Origin of the sequence: Paraperibacillus esterisolvens, from assembly GCF_046237625.1 — a bacterium.
GTDB lineage: Bacteria > Bacillota > Bacilli > Bacillales > DSM-1321 > Paraperibacillus > Paraperibacillus esterisolvens.
Window position 1 is genome coordinate 1,615,269 of sequence record NZ_CP143545.1, and the last position, 18,517, is coordinate 1,633,785.

Here is an 18,517-nt window from a genome sequence, read left to right on the forward strand (position 1 = left end):
GGGCATCTTAATCCAGAGGTGGTAAGCATGACAGAAAACAGGCCGGTATCCTACCAGCAGACACTCGGCACCAAAACTCAGCGCGCCCGGGAGCTTCCTGAAGGCTACGATCTTTCAGCTTTCGATGAAGACAACGCTGAAAATCCGACTAGAAAAGAGAAGGAAGAAAAAAGACAGCAGTGAATGCTGTTTTTTTCTTGGGTGGAATGTTGGGAGATTAGTCCTAATATGATAAAGACCTTTTTGTGATCGAATCAGGGTGGAAAAGGTCTTCATGCCTTCGATGAAGACATTTTGGCGATCAAATCAGGGTGAAAAAGGTCTTCATACCTTCGATGAAGACCTCTTTTCGATCGAATCAGAGTGTAAAAGTCCTTCATCACCACGATGAAGGACTCCTGGTAACCAATCCAGAGCTCAACAGTCTGCATACTCCTCATGAAAGTGTTTTTTGAAGGGAATAGGAGGGAATAGAAGAGAGTCTGTCGGTACAAATAATCCATGGAAGATTTGATAAAAAGAGAGGGGCAGTAACATGAAAATGAGAAAACTTGGTGCAGCCGGGCTTGAGGTATCTGCTCTTGGTCTTGGATGCATGGGCATGTCTGACTTTTACAGCGGCCAGGATGATGAGGAGTCTATCAAGACTATACACCGGGCGATAGAACTTGGGATTAATTTTTTGGATACGGCCGATATGTACGGCGTAGGCAAGAATGAAGAGCTGCTTGGAAAAGCGCTGAAAGGCAAAAGGGATGAAGTGGTCCTTGCTACCAAATTCGGCAATGTAAGGGGAGAGGACGGCAGCTTCAAGGGCGTGAACGGCCGGCCGGAATATGTGAAGCAAGCCTGTGAAGACAGCCTTAGGCGTTTAGGTGTGGATCATATCGATTTGTATTATCAGCACCGTGTTGATCCCGATACACCAATCGAGGAGACGGTCGGGGCCATGTCAGATCTTGTGAAAGAAGGCAAGGTGCGCTATCTTGGCATGTCGGAGGCAGCGCCGGATACCATACGGGCGGCGAACAGAGTCCACCCTATCACGGCCCTGCAGACAGAATACTCTTTATGGAGCCGGGAAGTCGAGGATGAAATTCTGCCGGTTGTCCGTGAGCTGCGTATTGGCTTTGTGCCTTACAGCCCGCTCGGCCGCGGCTTTTTGACCGGACAGATTCAGAAGTTTGAAGACCTGGCTGAAGATGATTACCGCCGTCATTCCCCGCGTTTCCAGGGTGAGAACTTTGAGAAAAACATCCAGCTGGTTCAGAGGATCAAGGAAATTGCCCAGGATAAGGGAGTGGAGGCATCCCAGCTTGCCCTGGCATGGCTGCTGGCACAAGGCGAAGATATTGTGCCTATTCCCGGAACGAAAAGGAGAAAGTATCTGGAAGAGAACATCGCAGCCGCTGAGATCACACTGACCGATGAGGAACTGCAGCAAATAGACGATGCAGCCCCGATTGGTGCAGCAAGCGGGCTCAGGTATGATGTGAATTCAATGAAATCTGTAAATCTATAATAGTTTAAAATCATTTTTTTATTCCTGTCTGGAAAAGAGGTAAATTAAAGAAGAGGGTATCCATACATACGGATACCCTCTTTGTTGTTATATATTCTGATGGATGCTGATCCCTAGACCCTCAGCCACTCGTGCACCATACTCCGGGTCTGCTTTCATAAAGTGCCGGATCTGCCTCACTTTAATTTCCTCAAGGGCGACAGGCTTCATGGCATTTACCACATTCCTGATCAGGCGGGTGCGCTCATCAGCATTCATGAGGCGGTAGAGATCGCCTGCCTGGGTATAGTGATCATTGTGGTCATAGGAGAAGCTGCCGGCAAAGCCTGAAACCGGATGCGGGGCAGGATTGTTCCCGGCTGTTTCTGACGGCCCTCCGAAGCTGTTCGGCTCGTAATAAACTGAACCTCCGCCATTGCTGTCAAATCTCATCTGACCGTCACGCTGATAGTTATGGACACCTGACTTTGGACGATTGATCGGCAGGGCATTAGCATTGGCCCCCACTCGGTATCTGTGGGCATCGGCATAAGCAAACAATCTTCCCTGCAGCATCTTGTCGGGGGAAACCTCCACACCAGGAATCAATGTGCCGGGTGAGAAAGCCGCCTGCTCAACTTCCGCAAAATAATTTTCAGGATTCCGGTCAAGCACCATCCGGCCGACTTCAATCAGCGGATAGTCCTTTTGAGACCAAACCTTAGTTACATCGAAAGGATCAAAACGATAGGTATCTGCATCCTGGAGCGGCATGATCTGCACATAAAGCTTCCATGCCGGGAAATCACCCGATTCTATCGCATTGAATAAATCCTCGGTATGATAATCCGGATTTTCCCCCGCAATTTGCGAGGCTAAGTCGACGTCCAGGTTCTTGATTCCCTGTTCGGTTTTGAAGTGATACTTTACCCAGACGCCTTCGCCGAGTTCATTCACCCATTTAAAGGTATGGCTGCCGAAACCATGCATATGGCGCAGCGTTGCCGGAATTCCTCTGTCAGACATCAGGATAGTTACCTGATGCAGGGATTCCGGGGAGAGTGACCAAAAATCCCATACAGCAGTCGGATTTTTAAGATGTGTTTTTGGATCTCTTTTTTGAGTATGTATAAAGTCAGGGAATTTAATCGCATCGCGGATAAAGAATACGGGTGTATTGTTCCCGACAATGTCATAGTTTCCTTCTTCTGTATAAAACTTTACCGCAAAGCCGCGCGGATCCCTTACTGTATCCGCGGAACCTAACTCGCCTGCCACTGTTGAAAAACGGATGAACAGAGGTGTGCGTTTTCCGATTTCATTAAAGACTTTTGCTTTTGTATAAGCAGATATATCATTTGTCACTTCAAAATAGCCATGTGCCCCAGCACCCTTCGCATGCACAACACGCTCAGGCACCCGCTCGCGGTTGAAATGCGCAAGTTTCTCAAGGAGATGCACATCCTGAATGAGAGTAGGACCGCGGTGACCGGCCGTCTGGGAGTTCTGGTTATCCCCGACAGGAGCACCCCAGCTTGTGGTTAAGCGATTATTAGTTGTCAATAAAATCCCCGCCTTTATCTAATTTTTCTTTCAATTTATTAAATAATACCATTTTTTAATTAAAAATCAATACTTAATTGTAATTATTATAAATAAATTAAATCTACTATAAAAACAGACACAGGATTTACGCCTGAACACCAGCTGTGAGGCATTTTTATATATATCTGTTTCTTTAGATATTCTCAAGTTTAATCCTTAATGAGAAAATTCAGCTGCAGAGAAACATGTGAATATCCAACTACAAGAATATCTGCAAAAGAACTTTTTGAAGTGTATTCAGACTGGTGTTATAAAAATGGGGAGTTTGTTACCGGGCGCAGTCACTAAGAGAACCTATTTACACCATTTCAGCAGCAAACCGTTTTGCTTTGTAAAAGCCTTTATAGTGGCCTATTACGGGGCAAGCGTGGGACAGAGATTAAATGAACCATTACACACCGTCACAACAAGAGACAGATTCGGGTTGGTTACCCTAAGAGGCCAGGATTATCAAATTTTAGATGTCGGCATGAGGATGCTGCAACTACACGAATCATACGCCGGCCAGGGGTTTCCATCAAATTACCTCATTAATCGGGATAATACCGGGAAGGCGTATCCAAAGTTTCAGCAGGTTGCCAGGTGCGGCAATGCAGGTCCACCACCGTTTGCTGATGCTCCTGTAAGAGCAAATCTTCCAGAGATGTGAGTGAAGAATAATCGATATAAGCCTGCTCTCGCTAATTAGTTCTACAGTCTGAATTTATAGTTTGATATTTATAAATACATGCATCCAACTGCCTGCTAAGTTCTATAGTACTTGAAGCTAATAGACCGTCTGTTGAGCCAGATTGAATCATTTCTGAACGGAGCTGATCAATTCTCTCTTCAATTTCAGTAGGTGTTTTACAAGTACATTGGTAAATCATTTCAATACTCCTTCTTTTCTTGAGTCAGAATAATATTTTACCAGTTTACAGTAAAAAAGGGTAGGATTTAACAAATCAGATAATAATGGAGTTAATAAAACGACAAAAATCCAACTTAACCAAAAAGAACAACATTTTGCAGATACACGTGAATAGGCAGAAGAAATTGATTCAGCTGCTAAGGTAAATGAGAATCTTCAAAAGCACAGGATCGCCGAGAAATATAACAAATAAGGTCAGTATTTCTTGATTGTTTTAACCTTCTCCTATCAAACTCCTAAAGCAGTGATGGAGAGCCGGCCGGATAATGCTCCAGCACTGATGAGCTTGAAGAGCAGCATAAAGATGTGGAATACAAAATCAAGGGTGATGGCACTGTGGAAGTTGACAGGCAGATGGAGATGGATGAGAAGGGAAGTATTGTGAATCTCAAAAATAAAAAAAGCGTGATATAACACGCTTAACTCTGTGGTTTTTTTAAATGCAAATTACCTTTATTGAACATAATGAGTCCATTAACTCGCTCATAAAGGGCATACAAAGGATATAGCAGTCCAATAAATACAATAATAAAAGGTATTTTTTCAATAACAGGTATTATGCCAGAAAGCAAAGATACTAATTTCTCTGTTAAGTAAATGAATAAAGGGATAACTGCTATAGCACCAATTAAAAGAAATGGCGTAACCTTTGTTTCTTTTAATTTAGCTTTGCAGTATGGGCATTTCATGGTAAAGGGTGATGAGAAATCCTCAAAATCTTCAAGTGTTATTGCTTCCTGACAATTTGGACAAGGGACAGAGGTTTTCATAGTAATCTCCTTATTTATGAATTTACTTAAAGTATAAATGGGAATTACCTCCATAGTAAATAAAAAAAGGAAACCTTTTGAAAATGAACAGTACGAGTATTATATGAAATAAAAGTCCTGGGCGCTCATACAGGCCCGGGGCACCTCTTAGTAAACGGGGGTTAGAGATGACTCCTGAAGAGAGGTCATACGAAGACACAACGAATTTTATGAAGCGCTAGAATAGAATGTAAAAGCAGATGAGAAAGTAGCGGACGACCAATCAGGTTGCGAGGAAAGAGAAGCTGCAGTAACACCCAGCAGTGAAATTAGATATCATGGTCACACTAATCAGACCTGCAACCGGACAGGAAGCATTGCGAGTTCAAGGAGAAAGAAGCTCTTAAACGGAAGTTTGATAGTGTTGATATTTACTTAAAGAGAAAAAGGACTTATACAAAGCCCTTTTTTCTGCTAACTTGTTTAACTAACGCACTCATTTTGAAGAAGAACTACTCCTACTTAACTAATTTTCTGCCATATTTATGATGCAAGCGCTCCTTGCATTCATCCCAAGTAGGATTATCACCTGCTTCCCAATTAATAAACTCTAATTCGTCTGCAATTTTTCTTGATACTTTCATTGCATTTATATGACTTCCTTTATTTCTGTACTCTTTCATAGTATTTTTGTTCTCCCATATTGTTAGTGTCCAGTACGTATCCCAACCTTCATTATTCAACGAAGAATACAAAAGACCCTCTGATTTCTTAACTTGACTTTTCGATTTCAGAGTATGCCAAAAAAAGAGAGGTAACTTTCTCTTGCCTTTTAAACGAAGCCTTGTAACTGAGACAAACATATTTTACTCCCTTCAATAAAGGATTTTTATAAATTATTCTATTTTCGGGTTTGATATTCCTTCTTGAACTAACCTTACTGGAAGCTGACCTTTAGGCGAAGAGGCCGCATAACAACATGTTTAAACAAGTCATTCGTAGTAAAGCGCTTGTCAATGTATAATAGGCAGGGATAGAAGGTAAAAGTTAATACAAATTATACTGAAAATTGAGGAGGCTGAATATGAGATTATCAGGTAAAAAGGTGATCAGCCTGGTTCATCATGAATTTGAGGATCTGGAGCTTTGGTATCCAATTCTCCGCTTGAGGGAAGAAGGAGCCGAGGTTCACCTGGCCGGTGAAAAAGCGGGAGAGACGTATCAGGGCAAATACGGGGTGCCGGCAGAATCCGATTTTGCCTATGGTGATATTAACGCCGCGGATTATGATGCCATTCTTGTTCCTGGAGGCTGGGCACCGGATAAGATCCGCCGTTTCCCGGAAGTGATCAGTCTTGTAAAAGAAATGGATGAAGCTAAAAAGCCTATCGGCCAGATCTGCCATGCCGGCTGGGTCCTGATATCTGCTAAAATCCTGGAAGGCAGGAAAGTGACCAGCACACCGGGTATTCGGGATGATATGGAAAACGCAGGTGCAATATGGGTGGATGAGCCGGTGATTACCGACGGCCATCTCGTGTCGAGCCGCCGGCCGCCGGATCTGCCTGACTATTTGAGAGAGTTTATTGCCGTGCTGGAGAAACAGGATAGGAACAGAGACTGATTCAGAAATGGATCAGTTTTTTTGTGGAAAAGGGGCGGAGCTGCTGCATGTATCAGGAGGCTTCCTGCAGCGGGATGTTCACATCAATGGTCTTCCTGGCATGCCTGCCTGCACCATGCTCCGCTCAACCGCCTGATTGTATTTGTTCCTGCTCTGGTCCAGGATCCTTTCCATTCATGGACTGCGGGTAGAAAACTCATGCTTTTTTTACGAGTTAAAACATTTGTGCTTTGTAAGGGAATGTACTAAGATAGGAAAATGGAAAAATTAAATCCTACTAAATTTATAAGATTAGGAGTGAATGGAATGGCTCAACCTGGTTTAACTTCCACTTCTTTGTCAAATAGAGGGGCAACTACAATCAATGCCGACCTTCAGCCTGTGCAGAAGCCGCTGGTCGCTGCCGGCATTCTGGCTTCCGTCATTCTGTTTGCAGCCATCGTCAATGCTGCCGGCATGACACAGGGTGTTCTCTTTATTATAGGGTTAATGCTTGGAGTGACCCTGCTGCATGCACGGTTTGGCTTTACATCTGCCTTCCGCAGGCTGATGTCAGTCGGGAATGTGCAGGGCCTGCAGGCGCATATGCTGATGCTAGCGATTGCTTCAACACTATTTGCCATCATATTAAGTACCGGATTTAGTTTCACCGGCATCACTCCCAAGGGATATGTTTCCCCTGTCGGTGTGAGCGTCCTGTTCGGTGCATTTATCTTTGGAATCGGCATGCAGCTTGGAAACGGCTGTGCTTCCGGAACTCTGTATTCGGTTGGCGGCGGTTCTTCCTCCATGATCCTGACGCTGATTTCATTCATTGCAGGATCTGTGCTTGGTGCTTATCATTTTAAATTTTGGATGGAGGATACCCCGTCACTGCCACCGATTTCCCTTGCTGAATCAACCGGCCTCGGATATTTCGGTGCGTGGGCCGTACAGATGGCGGCATTTGCGTTAATCTACTGGATTACCACCCAGATCGCCAAACGTAAAAACCCGCCGATGATGAAGCCTCTGCCTACTACGGCAGGCTGGAAAAAAATCGTCCGCGGTTCCTGGCCGCTCTTCGCTGCAGCTATTGTTTTAGCATTGCTGAACGCCCTTACCCTTACTGTCAGGGGAAATCCATGGGGCATCACCAGCGCCTTTGCCCTTTGGGGAGGCAAGGCACTGATGGCCATGGGAACGGATGTATCGAGCTGGAGCTACTTCTCAGGTCCAAACGGAGAAGCGCTGACAAAAACGGTGCTCGCAGACTCTACGAGTGTCATGAACTTTGGCATCATCCTTGGCGCCTTCATATCGGCAGCCTCACAAGGCACCTTCAAGCCTGGCAAAATAAAGCCCGGTGTCGCCGGAGCTGCAATTGTTGGCGGAATCATGATGGGATATGGAGCAAGGCTTGCCTTCGGGTGTAACATCGGAGCCTATTTTGGCGGCATCGCCTCCTTCAGCCTGCACGGCTGGGTATGGATGGTAATGGCAATGGCAGGAACCTTCCTGGCCCTATTTATCCGCCCATTATTCGGATTGAAAAATCCCAAGCCTACCGATTCAATTTGTTAAGTTTATAATGGAGCCGCCTGTTTATCGACAGGTGGTTTTTTTGTGGAAAAGGGGAGGAGCTGCATGTATCATACCTGCTGCAAGGAGAACATCATATATCTTCTTGATTTATGTTGAATCTTACTCAGGTCCCCAGTATTATTGTGTTTGTTCCTGCTCTTTGCCAGGTTCCTTTCCATGCAAAGTCTGCAATCAGAAAAATCACGTTAGTTTTATTGATTTATTGATACATAAGATTAATCTTTCGGACATAAAAATGAATCCTAAAAAACCATTCCGGACGATTCAGGATTGGTGTATGATAAATGGGAATTAAAAACAGAATAATAGAATATGAGAATGAAGGGAAGCACTATGAAAAACTGGAAGATTATTTTAATGCTCGCCATTCCTTCGATTGCTTCCTTTGCATCGATGACGGTCACCGGCATGATTAATCTGATCATGGTGGGAAAATTGGGTGCTCTGGCCATCGCCATAGTGGGCGTTTCCAATATCATCATGTATAATGCCTGGGCCATGTTTTCCGGCATAGGCCATACGGTCAACTATCTCGTAGCACAGAACTTTGGCTCAGGGAATATGAAAAAGGGAATTGAACGGACCTACATAGCCATCGCACAAAGCCTGATAGCGGGACTGATCGTGTTCATCGTCGGTTTTACCGGGGCAGAGCTGATATTGAAAGTGCTCGGAAGCGCACCGGATATGGTGAAGGAAGGAACATCCTACCTGAAAATCCGCTTTTTTGCGATGATGTTTTCCATTCTGTCTTTTGCGCTGCATGGTTTTTTCAGAGGAATCGGCAATACGCGGACACCCATGATCACCTCGCTTCTCGGGAATGCAGCGATGATTTTTTTCACGTATACCCTTACGTATGGAAATCTTGGCTTTCCGGAATGGGGATTGGCAGGGGCCGCCTGGGCTTTGTTCATTGGCGAAGTGGTGGTCTGCGGTTTGAGTGCGGCAGCCTTCCTGGCAGTCTTATTCAAGGAATATAAAATGTTCGCCAGGCCATCCTTTAATGCCGTGGAATCTAAATTGATGCTGAAGGAAAGCACAAAGCTTGGCACTCAGGAATTTTCCAAGAGCATGGCCATGTTCGTATTCACGGCATTCGTTACCCGCCTCGGGACAAATGCCCTCGCTGCAAATGAAATAGCTCTCAGCATCATGAGCTTCGGGTTCATGCCGGCAGCCGCCTTTGGCTCGACTGCCACCATCCTGGTAGGCCAGGAAATCGGACGCGAAGAGCCGGAAAAAGCCAGGGCCATGGGAACTGAAACAGCGGTCATGGGAAGTATTTTCCTTTTGACGCTTGGGGCGGCTGAATTCTTTTTTGCCGAACAGATTGCCCGGATCTACACAGATGATCCTGCTGTATATGAACTGACCGCAAGCCTGATCATGATCTCGGCCTTTATGCAGATATTTGACGGCTTCTTCAATTTCTTCTCAGGCGGACTGAGAGGGATTGGTGATACCACATTCCTCCTCAGGACATCGCTTGTCCTTGCCTGGGGATTCTTCATCCCGCTCACTTATCTGATGGTGAATGTTCTGAATCTGTCCAGCTACGGAGCCTGGATTGCCCTTTATACATATCTGGCAGTCTTTGGACTGACCCTCCTAGCCAGATACTACCGGACGGACTGGGGCCAGGTCAGGCTCACGGATGCCGGACAGAGTGCTTCAATATAATGATAAACCCCTGCCAGATGGATTGGCAGGGGTCCTGAATTATATGGGGATTAATGAGAAAGCTGTTTAGTATTGGAGAAATACATAATAAGCAAGGCAGTAAAAAATGATCCGGTATGTCAGGTACTGTTTTGCGGGTTATAAATAGATTTTGTAATCCTTTAATTTAAATTTTTTCATCCAAATGCCATTGCCTGTATCAGTTCCAACGTTATTCAAAGTGATTTAAGGTTTGAAGCTTAAAAAAAGGAATATAAGCTAAATGGCATTATAATAGATAATCATCAATTTTAAGAGGATGTACTTAATAAAAATGCTTCGGGAGGGAATGGGCCATGCCTAAATCCGTCTGTGTGATAGGTGCCGGGATAGGCGGCCTGACTGCAGGGGCTGTTCTTGCAAAGCAAGGCTATGAAGTGACGGTATTTGAAAAAGCTGTGACAGTCGGTGGATCGGCAGGCTGGTATGTTCGGAAAGGCAGGCGGTTCCCCTCTGGTGCTACAGTGGGTTTTGGGCTGGAGGCCGGCGGGCTGCTGCGCAGGATACTTGACAGCCTGGACATAAGCCTGCCAGCGAAAGTTTTATCCCATTCAATGGATGTGGTTCTGCCTGGAGGGAGTATATCCATTTACCAGGATCCCCAATTGTGGGAACAGGAGCTTAAACGGGTATTTCCGGGAGAAGCAGGTGTTCATAATTTCTGGGCAGACCTTCATCAAATCGGACAGGATGTGCATGGCGTTTCTCTCACGGGAGTATCCCTGCCGCTAAGGAAGCTTCATGACATGGGCTCGCTTCCCAGCCATGCGCTCCGGCACCCGGCTTCCATGCTCCGGCTTGCCAGGTATGCATCCTGGACAGTGGAAGACCTTATGAAGAAGCACAGTATTGAGCATATCGAAATGCTGCGGCAGTTTCTTGATGCCCAGCTGATTGATGCTGTCCAGACAAATGTGAAGCATGCGGCCCTTCTTCCATCAAGCCTGGCGCTGACGATCTACCGGCAGGGAAGCTTTGCGGTGGAAAAGGGGCTCGGAGAAATCAGCCAGGTTCTGGCGGATAAAATCATAGAGCATTCAGGCCATGTGTTGACGGCGTCCCCATTAAAAAGCCTTGAATACGATTCCTGCAGGAAAAAATGGCAGGCAGCCGGCCGGAAAGTCAGCGGAGAATTTGATGCTGTTATTAATAATTCAGGTGTCTCCTTTGGCCCCGGAACCAGTATCAGTGAGAAAAGCGAAATTGCCTGGGGAGCTTTCCGGCTTGATTGTATCCTCTCTGGCCGTGTCAGAGAGACACTGGAAGGCATAAACTTTCCATTTGCTTATCAAATTATGCCGGAGCCAGCGCTTGCCCAGGTTTCACCAGGCCTCCACGGCCCGGTTTATGTTACCTTTCACGAGAGCAGTAATGCTGCCGGAGAAGCTGTGGAGGACGAAGTGATGATGACTCTTTCTGTACATAGTGAAATCAGTGTCTGGGAAGGCTTGGACAAAGCTCGGTACCTGGAACGAAAATCAGGGCTGCAGGAGAAGCTCCTTTCCATTTTGGACAGAGTCATTCCGGTTTCTAAGCATCTGATTTCCGCAGAGGCCGGCACGCCGCTGACTTATGAGAATTTTATAGGCAAAAAAGGGGTGGGCGGCTTTCCGATGACTGTGGAAAATGCTATTTTTAAGCCTTTTAGCATCCGTACATCGCTTCCCGGCTTTTATATTGCCGGTGAGCAGGCTTTTCCCGGTCCGGGGACGCTCTCTGCCGCGCTCAGCGGATATCATGCAGCAAGGGCTGTCATGAAGGATTAATCGTATTTTATAGTTCTTTCCTCCCTATTTTTAAATTTTTTCCAGAAAAGAGGTAGCTTTTTGGTTAAATAGGGTAATAATGGATTAAAAAAGTGAAGAGAGCTGATCCCATTGAAGATGAAGCTGATCAAACTCGGTAAACTTCTGTATACAAATAGGAAAGAAAAGGCTAAGTGGAACAAAGTGTTTGCCAATTATTTTGTATATCAAAATGGGACGAGAAAGAAATCATCTATTATATAAAGCGGGAAAGCAAGCCGTGCTTAACTGCACCCCAATTGTTAGACATGAACTAATAATTGGAGGTGCAGTTTTTATTTATGACTAAATATACCAGTGTTATAAAATAAAATATCCTTCATGGCGCTATAACGAAAAAATAATATCTAAAGGCGATATTGTAAAACGAACCGGTGTTCCCTGAGCCTGAATTCAATATTGGTTGTAATACTTTGAATGACATGGGTATATGGGCTGAAACACCTATACAAACGGTCCTGCTAGTTTTAAACTAGATGTACTAAACTGCATGGTTCAAAACTGGTGCGACATTAATTGAGACTGCAGCCCTCTTTAAAATCTCCAGTTAAACAATGTTGTATGATTGGCATATAAAAATGGAGGCCGGTGGTCAAGAAGCCCTTGAACTTAGTCAAAAGGGGATCAGAGACACAGTAGTTTTAACATTAGATGAGGATACTAGTTTCTTCTGGATAGGTCATGTTGGAGATAGTATTGTTGTAATTTCGAATATGAGAAGTTCTCTTCCCTGTTAAATATGAATAGATGCTTTCGGCGTACTTAAACGGAGACTAAAAATGAAGAACAATTTACCATACATCATATACACTAGTGTTTTTATTGGAACTATTATCATGTTGTTTATTGTTTATAAAGATATTAATAATGATTTTGCTTTTGCTTTTATAATTGGTTTTCTTATTATCCTTCTTTTATCTTTCATTTATTTCATTATTTTAGTTTTATATAATATGAGGAAATTAAAATGGGTAGAAATAAGGAAAAGAGTAATTAAATTTGTAATATATTTTATTCTTATTAGTGCCTGTACATATATATTTAAATATTTCTTTCAGCCTTCAAAAATTGATCTATATGATTTTGGAACGCCGTTGGGAGTGTCACTAAGTTTAGCTTTTTTCGACTTGATTTTCTCCAAAGAAGAAAAGGATTATTAATCAAACTGTAAAAAGGCGGCCTAAAGTGAAAAATAAACTCGGTACTATACTTGTCATCATAAGCGTCTTGGTGTTCTACACTCATTTGTGAGTTCACCAATAATAGTAGTATTTATTGGTGTGAATTTCATGATTATTATAGGGTCAGCTTGTATTGAAGCCTTACGGGAAAAGCAAAATGGGGTGTTGTGGGTTTCTTTATAATAATTATTTTGTGCAGAGGTTACATTTTCTTACCTGCGCTTAAAGTAATCTAAATAATTTCCTTAAATTAAGGAGAGAAAAAATGAAGGATATTGTTTTTTATCTGATGTCATTTTTAGGAATTTTAATAATCTTTGGTAGCGTAATGAATATGTTAATTATTGACATGAAAAATAAGAAAAATTATCAACAGAAAACTAAAACAAAGCAATTAAGATTGGTGTTTTGTGGAATCATTATCTTCGTGCTATCCCGCATATTTCATGGACAACTTTTTTAACAATTCCTTTGAGACAGAAATATTTCATGGGTTTTGTAATAGCAGGAGTAAGAAGGTCGGTTAATTTAATTTTTTAGTCCATCCTAGTACAAGAAAAGTTCCAGGTCTTGAGGAAATATGGAAGGCGATTTCATCATAGAAAAAAGGGACTGCCGGCTGTTGCCCGGCAGTCCTTTTTGCAGCTGTTCTATGGAAGCAGATAAATCGTATTATGCGGCGGCTTCTCAAGCTTTGATTGTTTAAGCCTGCCTTCCTCGACAAGCTCCTTGATGCCCTGATCGATATCGCGGACCTTCATTTCAAGAATATCCGCAATCTTTACCGTTGAAATGCTCATATACTTTGGCTTCTTCGAAGAGCTCATGATCATGGATACCATGCGCTGATACAGCTTCTCCTTATCCATTCTGCAAAACCTGCCTTTCACCTTCATTCCTAATAGACTTTCCGCAATTGCCCCTTATCCATACATCATCTTTTTGGGAAATAAGCCGTGGCAATCCTGAATATCATGAGCAGCACAGTGTTAAAGGCGGGGAAATGGGGGACAGTCCCCCATCTGTGATTATTTTTTTTGAGGAGTTGGGAATACTAGGGGAAACGCTTGGAAGGGCGGAGATTTGTTGGGAGGTAATGAAAGTGTCTGATGATTTGTTTTCGATCAGGATAAATGATAAGGAGTTTGAGGCGGAGCCTGGCCAGTCGGTTTTACAGGCTGCACAGGCGAATGGTTTGTATATCCCGAGCATTTGTTACCATCCGAATCTTGGGACGATCCAGACGTGTGATACATGTTTTGTCGAGGTGGATGGGAAGCTTGTGCGTTCCTGTGCGACCAAGGTTCAGCCGGGAATGACGGTGGATACGCTGTCACAGCCGGTCATGGACGCCCAATATGAGGCCATGTCGAGGATTCTTGAAAATCATGAACTGTATTGTACGGTCTGTGACAACAATAACGGAAATTGTACGGTACATAATACTGCCGAGTATCTTGAAATTGAGCACCAGAAATATGAATTTAAGGCAAAGCCTTATCCTCCGGATAATTCCAATCCTTTTTACAGGTATGAGCCGGATCAGTGCATCCTCTGCGGAAGATGTGTCGAGGCCTGCCAAGATCTCCAGGTGAACGAAACACTCACAATTGACTGGAGCAGGGAGAGGCCTAGGGTCATCTGGGATAATGATGTGCCGATAGATGAATCGTCCTGCGTTTCCTGCGGCCATTGCGTCACTGTCTGCCCCTGCAATGCCTTGATGGAAAAGTCCATGCTTGGTGAAGCGGGGTTCCTGACCAAGCTTCCTGCCCCGATCCTTGAACCGATGATTGACTTAATCAAGGAAGTGGAGCCCGGCTATAAAGAAATCTTCGCCATATCCGAGGTGGAGGCAGCCATGAGGACGGCCAGGATACAGCGCACCAAGACGGTCTGCACGTATTGCGGAGTGGGCTGCAGCTTTGAAATCTGGACTAAAGACCGGAAGATACTCAAGATTGAACCTGTTGAGCACGCCCCGGCTAACGGCATCTCTACCTGTGTGAAGGGGAAATGGGGCTGGGATTTTGTAAACAGCGAGGAGCGTCTGACCACACCGCTCATACGAAAAAATGGGGTATTTGAAGAAGCAACCTGGGATGAAGCGCTGAATTTAATCGCAGGAAAACTTTCGGAAATCAAAGAAGAGCATGGGGCAGATTCCATAGGTGTGATTGCATCATCCAAGTGTTCAAATGAAGAAAATTATCTCGCACAGAAATTTGCCCGTGCCGTGATCGGCACAAATAACGTGGATAATTGTTCCCGCTACTGCCAGTCGCCGGCAACTGCCGGGCTGCTGAGAACGGTCGGCCTGGGCGGCGACTCGGGGACCATCCATGACATCGAGCGCTCTGATTTAGTATTCGTCATCGGCGCCAATCCGGCTGAATCACATCCTGTTTTAGCTACACGGATAAAACGGGCGCATAAGCTACACGGACAGAAGCTGATTGTGGCGGACATCCGCGAGCATGAACTGGCACAACGGGCTGATTTCATCCTGCACCCAACACCGAGCTCTGACTTGATCTGGATTTCGGCCTTGACCAAATACATCATTGACCAGGGCTGGCATGATGAGAAGTTTTTGGCAGAAAGAGTCTCGGGTGTGGACGACTATATCAAAACACTGGATAAGTTCACTTTAAGTTATGCCGAAGAAATGACCGGGCTTACACAGGCCGAGCTCATTAAAACGGCTGAAATGATTCATGATGCCGAATCAATGTGCATCCTCTGGGCGATGGGAATTACGCAGCACTCAGGGGCGACTGACGCAAGCACAGCGATATCAAACCTTCTTCTGATTACTGGAAATTACGGACGCACCGGTACGGGAGCCTATCCGCTGCGCGGTCATAACAATGTGCAGGGAGCCTGCGATTTCGGCACCATGCCTTCCTGGTTCCCAGGATACGAACCGGTTCAGAAGGCAGAAATCCGGGAGAAATATGAAAAAGCGTGGGGAGTCAATCTTCCAACGGATCCGGGCATGGACAACCACCATATGGTTGAGGCGATTTCAAAAGGGAAACTGAAGGCCCTTTATCTGTTTGGCGAGGAAATGGCCCTTGTGGATGCCAATTCGAATTATGTGCAGCACAGCTTTGAGGAACTCGATTTCTTCGTTGTCCAGGATATCTTTTTTTCAAAAACAGCCCAGTATGCAGACGTCGTCCTTCCGGCAGCTCCGAGTCTTGAGAAAGACGGGACCTTCGTCAACACAGAACGCCGGATTCAAAGGTTTTACAAAGTCTTCGATCCACTTGGAGACAGCAGGCCGGATTGGGAGATATTCGTTGATCTTGCGAACAGGATGGGCGCCGGCTGGAAATACTCACATCCTTCAGAAATCATGGATGAAGCAGCTAGCCTTGCCGCCATTTTTGCCGGTGTCAGCTACGGGCGCCTGGAAGGATTTAAAAGCCAAGTGTGGCCGGTTCATAAAGACGGGACGGATTCTCCGCTTCTATATAAAGAAAAATTTGCTTTTGAGGATGGAAGAGCGAGATTATTCCCGGTTGATTGGACTCCTCCGTTCATGGCAGGACCCGAGTATGACTTGCATCTGAACAATGGACGCCTGCTCGAGCACTTCCACGAAGGAAATATGACGTACCGGAATGACGGCTTGACACATAAGGTGCCGGAACCATGGTGTGAAGTGTCTTACCGCCTGGCCAGGGAAAGGGGCATCGGCGACGGATCCCTTGTCAGATTGACCTCCCCGTACGGCGAGGTAGAAGTCAGAACCATCGTCACCGACCGTGTGAAAGGGCATGAAGTCTACCTGACGATGAACAGCTTTCATGACCGTAAAGCTGTTAACTATTTGACCAGCAGCCATCATGACGCTGTCACCCATACACCGGCATATAAGGAAATTGGGGTGAAGATGGAAGTACTAGAAGCAGCGGGTGAGCCTCCGCTTCCGAAGCATAATCACCGGTACGGGAATCGCATACCGCAAATCAGCGTAAGGGTGGAAGAAAAATGGCAGCGTCGGGACTTCACACCGATTCAAGAGCTGTTTGGAAACGGAGGTGAAGAATATGGCCAAAGCGATCAGGCAAATTAACAGAAGCACACCCGATCCCGCAGCAGTGCAGGCAGAAGCCTTCAGTGACATCATGAAGGCTCTTGCAGAAAATAAGGAGGGTATCCTGTCGGCACTCGGCATAATAAAGGAACTTCAGTCCATCGGTGTATTGGACGCCCTTCATGCCATCCTGGAAAAGCGGACCGATGTAGGCGTGATTGCTATGAAGCAGGTTAACCAGCCGGGCATGCATAATACTATCAAGAATGCGATCTTCCTGTTCAATTTCATGGGAACGCTAAAACCCGGCCAACTTCAGACTGTGCTCGGCGGCGTCACCAAAGGGCTCGAACGGATGGGAGAAAGCATTGACTCCCATGAACAGCACAGCCTGTGGAAGCTGGGGAAATCCATGAGGGATCCTGAAATCAAGACAGCAATGACTTCAATGGTGGAATTCCTGCACGGGATGGGCGAATCATTTACTGAGCACCCCAACCAGGATCTTCATTAAGGACGGAGGTTATAACTTTGGAAGAAACAGGGGTAATCAAAATTAAGGGCAGCCTGACAAGTGAAGACAGGGAAGAGATCGTTCATGCCTTAAATGATGTCTGGGGTGTGCTCCGGGCAGATGTGAATTTGGAAAGCGGAGAAGCCAGAATCGGCTATGATAAAAACGCGGCTTCCTTCCTCGATTTTCAGCAGGCAGTCAGAGAATGCGGGTATGACATCCTTACCCAGGATGAGAACCTGCCCTTTAAGGAATAGGAGGCAGCCGAATTGAAAATATGTGAATTATGCGGCAGTGAGCAGGAGATGGAACAGGAAGAATTGGAAGAAACCAAGGCCCGGATTCTGCATGTTTGTGAAAACTGTCAAAATGACCGAAGCATAAATTATTTTGATATATAAAATAAGTAATGTTTAATGATCAAAAGTACATCACTTAACCGTGGTGTGCTTTTTTGTTGCAGTGAAAAAGGGTTTTGGCAATAATTATCGAAGAATATAAAGGTGAGAAATACATAAATGTAATGGAGGAAATCAAATGAACTATGAAATCGTAACGCTGCCAGCCTACCGGGCTGCAGGAATGAAATGGGAGGGAACTTATGCAGAAACCGTTCCCCATTTGAAGAATGTCATCCAGCAGGTTGAGGATCGTGCAGGTGAATTGGAGCATAGAGTGAATCCGTCTATCCAATTAGGCTTGTCTTATCATGTAGTAGAAAATGGATTCGCCCATTATGCGGTATACCAAGTGAGTGAGGAGCAGGAGCTGCCAGAAGGGATGCTTGAAATCAGGATCCCTGAATGGACCTATGTAAAGGCAGTACATAACAAGGGAAATGATATCGAGAAGACTTATACAGACCTGCATCAATGGTTGTTCGATAGTGAATACACGGCCTATCGAGAGCCGGGTGTAGAATACTTCGATCCTTACATGCCCATTAAACATGAATACTGCCCGGTAGAACGCGATCCTGAAGATCCGCATTTTGATATTTATATACCGGTTGTGAAAAAATAGGCTCTTTTCTAAACGATTGTTGTTTTTCTGAAGAATTCTGTGAGGAAATTTAATTATTAAACATAATTGGAGCGGGAAGGCGCGAGACTACTGATCCAGACTCCATGACTTTGACCCTCGAGTCATAAGTCAAGCAGTCCACAGGAAGAAGACCGCATCCTATGGTCTGCTCGCCTTATGCAAGGCTTTCGCATAAGTGCGACTAAGCTTCTGTCGCAGCAGCAATGAGCTTTTAATACCAGTGAATTTAGCAG

General features: G+C 45.0%; 18 protein-coding genes and 1 pseudogene. 14 read left to right on the forward strand and 5 right to left on the reverse strand.

All coding sequences use genetic code 11. The features are described from left to right. The first annotated feature begins 27 nt into the window (after positions 1-27). Positions 28-183: a hypothetical protein gene (locus V1501_RS08205; protein WP_409292500.1), complete on the forward strand. Its 156-nt coding sequence runs from the start codon at positions 28-30 to the stop codon at positions 181-183. 352 nt (positions 184-535) lie between these two features. Continuing rightward, complete coding sequence (locus tag V1501_RS08210; protein ID WP_409292501.1) at positions 536-1,522, forward strand: aldo/keto reductase; 987 nt, start codon at positions 536-538, stop codon at positions 1,520-1,522. 87 nt (positions 1,523-1,609) lie between these two features. Here V1501_RS08210 and katA read toward each other — a convergent pair whose 3' ends face one another. Beyond that, positions 1,610-3,064, reverse strand: coding sequence for a catalase KatA (gene katA / locus V1501_RS08215; RefSeq protein ID WP_409292503.1), 1,455 nt, complete (start codon positions 3,062-3,064; stop codon positions 1,610-1,612). Positions 3,065-3,437: 373 nt separating this feature from the next. Between katA and V1501_RS08220 the strand changes: the two are divergent. Continuing rightward, positions 3,438-3,755: pseudogene (locus V1501_RS08220) on the forward strand (DNA cytosine methyltransferase); the annotation flags it as partial. 31 nt (positions 3,756-3,786) lie between these two features. On the opposite strand, the gene V1501_RS08225 reads toward V1501_RS08220, so the two are convergent. Beyond that, a complete protein-coding gene (locus V1501_RS08225) occupies positions 3,787-3,975 on the reverse strand; it encodes a Spo0E family sporulation regulatory protein-aspartic acid phosphatase (RefSeq protein ID WP_409292505.1) in 189 nt (62 codons plus the stop codon). 246 nt (positions 3,976-4,221) lie between these two features. On the opposite strand from V1501_RS08225, the gene V1501_RS08230 reads away from it, so the two are divergent. Beyond that, a complete protein-coding gene (locus V1501_RS08230) occupies positions 4,222-4,401 on the forward strand; it encodes a hypothetical protein (RefSeq protein ID WP_409292507.1) in 180 nt (59 codons plus the stop codon). Between the two features lie 34 nt (positions 4,402-4,435). On the opposite strand, the gene V1501_RS08235 is transcribed toward V1501_RS08230, so the two are convergent. Then, positions 4,436-4,786 (reverse strand): hypothetical protein, encoded by a 351-nt coding sequence (locus V1501_RS08235; RefSeq protein WP_409292508.1) that lies wholly within the window; start codon positions 4,784-4,786, stop codon positions 4,436-4,438. Positions 4,787-5,283: 497 nt separating this feature from the next. Continuing rightward, positions 5,284-5,628, reverse strand: coding sequence for a DUF3291 domain-containing protein (locus tag V1501_RS08240; protein ID WP_409292510.1), 345 nt, complete (start codon positions 5,626-5,628; stop codon positions 5,284-5,286). Positions 5,629-5,849: 221 nt separating this feature from the next. On the opposite strand from V1501_RS08240, the gene V1501_RS08245 reads away from it, so the two are divergent. The 5 genes from V1501_RS08245 (at position 5,850) to V1501_RS08265 (ending at position 11,461) form a co-directional block, all read left to right on the forward strand. Further along, complete coding sequence (locus V1501_RS08245) at positions 5,850-6,389, forward strand: type 1 glutamine amidotransferase domain-containing protein (protein WP_409292512.1); 540 nt, start codon at positions 5,850-5,852, stop codon at positions 6,387-6,389. A 7-nt stretch (positions 6,390-6,396) separates the two neighbouring features. Further along, positions 6,397-6,525: a hypothetical protein gene (locus V1501_RS08250; protein WP_409292513.1), complete on the forward strand. Its 129-nt coding sequence runs from the start codon at positions 6,397-6,399 to the stop codon at positions 6,523-6,525. 170 nt (positions 6,526-6,695) lie between these two features. Next, entirely contained in the window at positions 6,696-7,952 is a 1,257-nt protein-coding gene (locus V1501_RS08255) for a YeeE/YedE family protein (RefSeq protein WP_409292515.1), read from the forward strand. Between the two features lie 354 nt (positions 7,953-8,306). Beyond that, the gene (locus V1501_RS08260) at positions 8,307-9,656 is read left to right on the forward strand and encodes an MATE family efflux transporter (protein ID WP_409292517.1); all 1,350 of its coding nucleotides are present in this window, start codon (positions 8,307-8,309) and stop codon (positions 9,654-9,656) included. Between the two features lie 335 nt (positions 9,657-9,991). Further along, entirely contained in the window at positions 9,992-11,461 is a 1,470-nt protein-coding gene (locus V1501_RS08265; RefSeq protein WP_409292518.1) for a phytoene desaturase family protein, read from the forward strand. A gap of 1,870 nt (positions 11,462-13,331) precedes the next feature. Here the strand turns inward: V1501_RS08265 and V1501_RS08270 are convergent. Then, positions 13,332-13,550, reverse strand: a complete 219-nt coding sequence (locus tag V1501_RS08270; protein ID WP_409292520.1) for a hypothetical protein — start codon at positions 13,548-13,550, stop codon at positions 13,332-13,334. Between the two features lie 227 nt (positions 13,551-13,777). Here V1501_RS08270 and fdhF point away from each other — a divergent pair, with 227 nt between their 5' ends. The 5 genes from fdhF to V1501_RS08295 all read left to right on the forward strand — a co-directional run bounded on the left by fdhF (position 13,778) and on the right by V1501_RS08295 (position 18,263). Beyond that, positions 13,778-16,765, forward strand: coding sequence for a formate dehydrogenase subunit alpha (fdhF, locus tag V1501_RS08275; protein WP_409292521.1), 2,988 nt, complete (start codon positions 13,778-13,780; stop codon positions 16,763-16,765). Next, the gene (locus V1501_RS08280) at positions 16,740-17,240 is read left to right on the forward strand and encodes a DUF1641 domain-containing protein (protein WP_409292522.1); all 501 of its coding nucleotides are present in this window, start codon (positions 16,740-16,742) and stop codon (positions 17,238-17,240) included. The genes fdhF and V1501_RS08280 overlap by 26 nt, the downstream gene beginning before the upstream one ends. A 17-nt stretch (positions 17,241-17,257) precedes the next feature. Then, positions 17,258-17,497, forward strand: a complete 240-nt coding sequence (locus V1501_RS08285; protein ID WP_409292524.1) for a heavy-metal-associated domain-containing protein — start codon at positions 17,258-17,260, stop codon at positions 17,495-17,497. A 12-nt stretch (positions 17,498-17,509) separates the two neighbouring features. Next, positions 17,510-17,641, forward strand: coding sequence for a hypothetical protein (locus tag V1501_RS08290; protein ID WP_409292526.1), 132 nt, complete (start codon positions 17,510-17,512; stop codon positions 17,639-17,641). A gap of 136 nt (positions 17,642-17,777) precedes the next feature. Next, a complete protein-coding gene (locus tag V1501_RS08295; protein ID WP_409292527.1) occupies positions 17,778-18,263 on the forward strand; it encodes a GyrI-like domain-containing protein in 486 nt (161 codons plus the stop codon). The last annotated feature ends 254 nt before the right edge of the window (positions 18,264-18,517 follow it).